This is a genomic window from Streptococcus sp. KR (assembly GCF_002238115.1).
Classification (GTDB): Bacteria; Bacillota; Bacilli; order Lactobacillales; family Streptococcaceae; genus Streptococcus.
Map to the genome: position 1 here is coordinate 1 of NZ_NGVM01000421.1, position 206 is coordinate 206.

Consider the following 206-nt stretch of genomic DNA (forward strand, 5'->3'; position numbering starts at 1 on the left):
ATGGTTCTTGGCGTTCAAAACAACGTGAGGAATTTTTTCTTCATCGAGTCGTTTTGAAAGGTATTCGGAAGTTTCAACCGCAACAGTACCAACAAGCATTGGTTGGCCCTTTTTGTGGAGTTCCTTAATCTTGTTAATAACGGCTTCGAATTTTGATTCCAAAGTTGGGTATAAAACATCGGGATGATCAACCCGGATAACCGGCT

1 protein-coding gene is annotated in these 206 nt (G+C 41.3%); it reads right to left on the reverse strand.

Going from position 1 to position 206, the window contains the following annotated elements; all coding sequences use genetic code 11:
- A partial coding sequence (locus CBI42_RS12525) for a preprotein translocase subunit SecA (protein WP_142294198.1) occupies nt 1-206 on the reverse strand: 206 nt, incomplete at both ends.